At 61.3% G+C, this 6,411-nt stretch carries 5 protein-coding genes and 1 other RNA gene; 3 read left to right on the forward strand and 3 right to left on the reverse strand.

From position 1 onward, the window contains the following. Positions 1-358 precede the first annotated feature (358 nt). The 3 genes from FJ039_12370 to FJ039_12380 form a co-directional block, all read right to left on the reverse strand. Positions 359-1,246: a pirin family protein gene (locus FJ039_12370; protein ID MBM4406943.1), complete on the reverse strand. Its 888-nt coding sequence runs from the start codon at positions 1,244-1,246 to the stop codon at positions 359-361. A 67-nt stretch (positions 1,247-1,313) separates the two neighbouring features. Then, the gene (locus FJ039_12375; protein MBM4406944.1) at positions 1,314-2,315 is read right to left on the reverse strand and encodes a D-2-hydroxyacid dehydrogenase; all 1,002 of its coding nucleotides are present in this window, start codon (positions 2,313-2,315) and stop codon (positions 1,314-1,316) included. Positions 2,316-2,370: 55 nt separating this feature from the next. Further along, on the reverse strand, positions 2,371-2,916 hold the full coding sequence (locus FJ039_12380) for a hypothetical protein (GenBank protein ID MBM4406945.1): 546 nt from the start codon (positions 2,914-2,916) through the stop codon (positions 2,371-2,373). Between the two features lie 134 nt (positions 2,917-3,050). Here FJ039_12380 and FJ039_12385 point away from each other — a divergent pair, with 134 nt between their 5' ends. The 3 genes from FJ039_12385 to ssrA all read left to right on the forward strand — a co-directional run bounded on the left by FJ039_12385 (position 3,051) and on the right by ssrA (position 5,183). Next, a complete protein-coding gene (locus FJ039_12385) occupies positions 3,051-4,286 on the forward strand; it encodes a S41 family peptidase (protein MBM4406946.1) in 1,236 nt (411 codons plus the stop codon). Continuing rightward, entirely contained in the window at positions 4,231-4,743 is a 513-nt protein-coding gene (gene smpB, locus FJ039_12390) for an SsrA-binding protein SmpB (GenBank protein MBM4406947.1), read from the forward strand. The genes FJ039_12385 and smpB overlap by 56 nt, the downstream gene beginning before the upstream one ends. Positions 4,744-4,819: 76 nt before the next feature. Further along, positions 4,820-5,183: a transfer-messenger RNA gene (gene ssrA / locus FJ039_12395) on the forward strand. The last annotated feature ends 1,228 nt before the right edge of the window (positions 5,184-6,411 follow it).

Genomic DNA, 6,411 nt, shown 5'->3' on the forward strand with positions numbered 1-6,411 from the left:
CCCTGTCCCGGCCTTCCGGGAACGTTAGACGCCCGCACCTTTGCTGGACGCGTCCACCCATGGCACACCGTCGGGCCCTCTGCAGCACACCCATCCCCACACCCATCTCACCTGAAAGGAGAAACCACAGCGTAGGGGCGCGGGGCACGCGCCCTGGGTCCATCGCGCGGGGCGCCCCCTCTGTCCCCCTGAGGAGCGGTGATCCCCAATCGCCACGACGAACGGGCCTACGCTCTCCGGGTTGCTCCCGCAACCCAATCCGGCGTAGGAGTGAGACAAGTCTTCGCGGCTCGCCCCTCCTCTCCTGGTAGGCGTGGCCCTTCAGGGCCACCCTTGGGGCGCGAGCTTGCCGCAAACCCTAGTGCGCGATATACCCCATGCGCCCGCTCTGGAAATCATCAAAAGCCTTGATGATCTCCTCACGGGTGTTCATCACAAAGGGACCGTAACGCACCACAGGCTCTCGCAGAGGCACCCCGGAGATCACCAGCACATCCAGGGGCAGCTTCGCGTCAACATTCTCGAGGGAAACGCTCTCCCCATCCCCGGCGAAGAAGACCGCCTGGCCCTCTTTCGCCTCGCGAGCGTTGAAGCCGAACTTGCCGCGCCCGCTGATGACGTAGGCAAAGCTGTTGTGGTCCTTCATCGTAGGCTGGAAGAACGTCGCCCCGGGCTGTAAGGTGAAATGCAGGTAGGCGATGGGCGTGCGCGTCTCTATCACTGCCCGCTTCCCCAGGGATTCCCCCGCGATAACCTTCACACGCACGGCGCCGTCTTCACTCGTTGCCACCGGTATCTTGGCCGATGGCGTGTCCTGGTACCGCGGCGCGATCATCTTCTCCTTGCGCGGCAGGTTCACCCAGAGCTGGAAGCCTTGGAGACGCCCGCCCTTGTTCAGGAAGGCCTCCTCCGGCATTTCCGAATGCACAACCCCTGCGCCGGCCGTCATCCACTGCACATCGCCAGGGCCCAGCTTGCCTGCATTCCCCGCCGAGTCCTTGTGCTCCATGCGGCCTTCCAGCACGTAGGTCACGGTCTCGAACCCCCGGTGTGGATGGTCCGGCGCTCCCTTAGCCTCCCCAGGCGGATAGTCAACGGGTCCAAGGTGATCCAGCAACAGAAATGGATCGAAGTCCATCTGTGTTTGGGTAGGGAAGGGGCGTCGAACCGGGAATCCGGCCCCTTCGTAGGTCTGTACGGTCTGAACAACCCGGCTCACGGACCGGGAGGCGCTTGTGGTGGTCATGGCGTTCCTTTCGGTGCAGGTACCCGTTAGATGATGCCTGAACCGGCCAAGATTCGCCAGGGACGGCTTAGTAGCCGCGCTCCACATCCACGACGTTTTTGAGCGGTTGGCCGTTCAGGTACCGCTTCAGGTTTTCAGCGAAAAAGCGCACGGCGCGGTCCCGGTTGTCTATGACATCGCCCGAGACGTGCGGCGTGATAAAGACGTTGGGCATGGCCCAGAGGGGGCTTTCCTTTGCCAACGGCTCCGTTTCGAAGACGTCCAACCCCGCCCCGGCAATGCGCTTTTCCTGGAGCGCCCGCACCATCGCCGCCTCATCCACCAGCTTGCCTCGGCCCACGTTGACGTAAAAGGCCGTCCGCTTCATCGCGGCGAACTCCGGCGCGCCGATGATGTGTTCCGTCTCCTTGGTCAGGGGCAACGCATTCACGATATAGTCGCACTGCCCCAGCATCTCGTGGAGGCGCGAAGGAGGCCACAGCTCATCCACATCGCCAACGTTGCGCTGAAGGGCTGCGGCGGAGCGGCGTATGCCTAGAACGCGCATCCTAAAGGCCTTGCCCAAGCGCGCCGACTCCATACCGATAGGGCCAAGGCCTAGAACACCCAGCGTCCGACCCTCAGTGAAGTCCGGCCGCACCGAGTCGCGCTTGTAATCGGCGTTCCGCTGCTGCTCCATCCAACCGGGCGCCTTCTTGGCCCACATCAGGATGAACATGAAGGCATGCTCGGCGATGGCCAGAGCGTTCGTCCCGGAGACGTTGGTGATCTGGTAGTGCTTCCCTTCGAAGAGGCCGCCGCGCACCAGGTGGTCCACGCCGGTGCCGAGCCACTGCACCCACCTAAGCTTTGGAGCGCGTTTGGCCAGGTCCGGCGGCAGGCGCCCAAGGAATAGGACTTCGATCTGCGCCAGCATCTCATCGGCCTTGGCCTTCGCCGCCGGGGACTCCGCCTCTTGCGCAAGATGTTCGCTTATGTCCAGCAGGCGGATCTGCGGCGATACTGAAACGATGAGGTCCAACGATTCCTGGCTCGGACGAGAGGAGAGACCGATGTTCAGTGTAGCCATGGCAGGAGACTATCCAGGGCGCTCTTCTGTGTCAATCCGGCCGCACCGTCATGGCCTAGCTCTTCGGGAATGGCGCAGGATAGCCTGGCGACGGCTGGATACCGAAGGCCTCCACCATGCTGAACATCATGATGAAGTAGCCGATGGCGATGGTCAGATCAACGGCTCCCTCTTTCCCCATCAAGTGCTCGATGGCGGCGAAGGTCGGATCGTTGACGCGCCTGGCGAAGACCTGCTTCGCATAGTCAACAAAGACGCTCTCCTTGGGAAGCATGCCCTTAGTCGTCCTGTTCCTGATGCCGTCCACCACAAGCTGCCGGAGGCCCGTCTTCTTCGCCAGCTCTTCCTGGGCCTGCCAGGAGTAGTAGCAGCCCACCTCTCTCGCGATAGTCAACCCGATGATGGCGCGAACGGGCTCCTCGATCGTCGAGTGATTGACAACGCCATCGCTCAGGTCGGCCACGCGCCTGGCCATATCGTGGCTATGAAGCAGCACGAGGATGGAGGGCGGGATCGCCGCGCGCGTCTTGGCGATGTGGTCGTAGGCGGCCTGGGCCGGCTGAGAAAGGCTATCGCGCGTGGGCAGGGGAAGTCTTGGCACAGGGGGGCTCCTTCAAGCAGCAAATCCGGGGGAAAAGGTTCAGCCGTTATAATACGTGGAGTACGCAAGGGCCGGTCCTAGGCCCTTTTTCATTGCCCCGCCGTTCAGAAACTTTCCCAGGAAGCAGGCCAGCCATGAACCTCCCATCCAAACAGGCAACCAGGTGGTTTGCCCTTATCCTTCTCGTCATCCTCTCCACATCGGCGCTCTCCGCCTGCCTGAGCCTGCGCACGGAGAACGAGCGAGCGAACCTGCCGGAGGAGACAAGCAAAGAGTTCCGCACCGTCTTCGAAGCCTACCAGCAGGTCAAGGGGCACTACGCCGATAAGAAGCTTCTGGACGATAAGAAGCTGGCCGAGGGTGCCATCCGCGGCATGATTGCCAGCCTGGAAGACCCATTCAGCCAGTACATCCCCAAATCACGGCAGGAAGAGGTGCGGGAACAGCTGGAGGGGACGTATGAGGGCATCGGCGTGGAGATCCTTACGCGAGAGGGCTACCCGGTAGTGATCGCGCCTATCCGCAAATCGCCAGCGGAGAAGGCCGGCATCAGGGCAGGGGACATCATCATCAAGATTGACGGCGCCTCTGTGGAAAACGTGCCTGAGATGGATGTCATCAATAAGGTGCGCGGTCCCAAAGGCACCAAGATCACATTAGAAATCCTGCGCCCGCCTCAGACCACGCCTCTCACCTTCACCCTCACGCGCGATGAGATACGCCGGATCACCGTAGACACGGAGGATCTGGCGGACGGCATCGTCCACATCAGCATCTCCCGGTTCCAGCCGAACACGGACGAGGAGTTCAAGGAGCAGCTGAAGGACGTGATGGCGAAGCGTCCCGCCGGCATGATCCTTGACCTGCGGAACAACCCAGGCGGCTATCTTGATGTAGTGGTGGACGTGGCGAGCCAGTTCCTCAAGGACGGTCTGGTGCTGTATGACGTGGACGGCGACGGCAAGCGCACCGACTGGAAGGTGAACGACGGCGGGCTGGCGCAGAAGGTGCCCCTGGTGGTGCTGGTGAACCACGGCAGCGCCAGCGGCAGCGAGGTGGTCTCCGGGGCGCTCCAGGCGCGCGCTAGGGCGAAGGTCATCGGCACGCAGACCTTCGGCAAAGGCTCCGTGAACCAGGCCTACACCCTGAGCGACGGCTCGAGCGTGCGCCTCACCACTGCCAAGTGGCACGCGCCGAACGGCCTGCAGATCAGTAAAGTGGGTATCACGCCTGATATCATCGTTGATCGTACCCAGGAAGACGAGGCGGCCGGGAGAGACCCCCAGATCGCCAAGGCCATCGAGGTGCTCAAGAGTGAAATCCAAAGTACAGCGTCGGCAGGCCAAGGCCGCGCGCCAAGCGCAGGCTGACGGCGGCGATTTCAAGGTCATCGCCACCAACCGCCAGGCGCGGCACGACTATGAGATCCTCCAGGCCATAGAGGCGGGCATCGCCCTCATGGGCTCGGAGGTGAAGTCCATCCGAGAGGGCCGCATCAACATCGCGGAGGGGTATGCGCGCCCGTACAAGAACGAGCTGTGGCTCTACGGCGTCCACATCCCCATCTACACATCAGCCTCCTACCAGAACCATGAGCCAACCAGGACACGGAAGCTGCTCCTGCACCGCAAGCAGATCAACAACCTGGTGGAGCGCATCTCCACGGAGCGCCTGCTCCTGGTGCCCCTGCGCCTCTATCTGAAGCACCACCGGGCCAAGATCGAGCTTGGGCTGGCGCGGAGCCGGGCGAAGTACGACAAGCGCCAGGCCATCGCCAAGCGGGAGGCGGCGCGGCGCATCCAGCAGGCCGTCCGGGTAAAGGCGTAGGAGAAGGGGCAAGGGATGGGAAGCAAACCGGGGAGGCCAAGAATCCTTCCCCCGGGTGTTAGAATCTAAAGGGTATGGGGACGCGTAGCTTCGACAGGTGAGTGCCCTGCCGAGACTGCGAGCCGAGATCGTCACTGTTCTCGTTAAACAAGTGGCAACAAGTAACTGGCGACAGACAACTCGCCCTCGCAGCCTAATTAGGCTGTGACGTCTGCCGGAGGCCCTCCTCGAGGCCGAAGGACAGGCGCCGTTATATCGAGGTGCTGGCGCTGTAACGCCGATGGCAGCGCTGAAGAGGGCCGAAAGGCCCATCGGCTGGTCCTGAGGAGCGATGCCGGGTGAGCAACCTCAGGGTGAGACACAAACACCGGCTACGCTCGTAGACGTTTCGGGTCAGGATTCATCTGGACGGGGGGTGCGACTCCCCCCCGTCTCCACCTGGAACACAGGGGCCTTCCGGAACGCGCCGGGGGCCCCTTCCTGTATCAACTCGATACTCGAATTAACCTTCGTAGTCGCCACCTGGAAAACCGGTAGGAATGATGGCTTTGGCTTGATGGCGATAAGCGCCCTTGCTCCGCGGTAGATCCAAACTTTGCCTCCCGCATTACCTCAAATCGGGGTCAAACTGGCCGACCAGACCAGAGGCATCATGATGACGTCCTCTCTGTCCTTAAAGACGTGCGTGACGAGTTACAAGACCTCGTCCCGATCGGCTCCTCCATACGCTTGGGACCCGGTGACAAAGTACCGTGCCTCCGAGGCGCAAAAACCTCGTGGCCCGTACCCTTTCAACTAATTGAGGCCGAGAGTCTTTGGAGCGACAAAAGAGCGCTGTTGAAAGCCATCGAGGAGCACTTCCCAGACCTCGTCGCCCAGGTGAAATCATGGTGGCAGTTGGTTATGGTCTTAACGGCTCCTGAGAATGCAACCAAGAAAAGAAGCCTACGCCGAAAGACAGCTACGAGGAAAATCGTGGATGAAACCGCGACTATCGTTGACCAATTGACAGAGACTACTCTTCGTCGGCGCCTGCCTCAGGAGTCGTCGTGTGCCCTTTGCCGACCGTAATTTCATTTTGATGGGTCGACGCATCCTTTGAACCGCGGACAAGCTGGTGAATAGTCCATCCGTGAGTCGCCTCGGTGAACTTTTCAGAGCAGTCGCAGTCTGCCGGAATGAGGCGATTGCACAGCGTACACATAAGCCAGTGCACAGACACTTTCCCACATATTAGGCATGTTGGCGGGGGAGTGATGTGGGTGACAAGGGACATCCCCTCGTCCTGAGGTCCTAGTACAGCGTCTAGCCGAAGTACTCCAGGCTGTTGATGGGTTCGGGACTGTACATGCGCACGTCTCAACTCCCTCTGAACCTTGTACACCGTCCCTGGGGCATACCCCATCTCGATAACGTCTCTACTGGTTTCTCCCCGAGAGAGCAAGGCCCTGACCTGCTCCATGGTGCCAGCAATCATGGTACTCCCTCCTACAAAGCCATTTGAGGTGGAGTGTCCTGCGTACGCAAGAAGATTGTCAACGACGGGCAGGCAGGCGCGATGGGAAGCCGGGCTCCGGTACAGGCCGGTGACCGCCCAGTTCTCCTTCGCCCTGCCAGTCGAACAGGACATGCCCAAGCTGCCGCAAACGACCGCCTTCGAAGAGATGA

The sequence above is a fragment of the Chloroflexota bacterium genome (genome assembly GCA_016875535.1).
GTDB lineage: Bacteria > Chloroflexota > Dehalococcoidia > SHYB01 > SHYB01 > VGPF01.

Excerpts from the sequence above, each read along its gene's own strand:
- FJ039_12370 (MBM4406943.1), bottom strand. The coding sequence starts at position 1,246 with ATGACCACCACAAGCGCCTCCCGGTCCGTGAGCCGGGTTGTTCAGACC.
- FJ039_12375 (MBM4406944.1), bottom strand. The coding sequence starts at position 2,315 with ATGGCTACACTGAACATCGGTCTCTCCTCTCGTCCGAGCCAGGAATCG.
- FJ039_12385 (MBM4406946.1), top strand. The coding sequence starts at position 3,051 with ATGAACCTCCCATCCAAACAGGCAACCAGGTGGTTTGCCCTTATCCTT.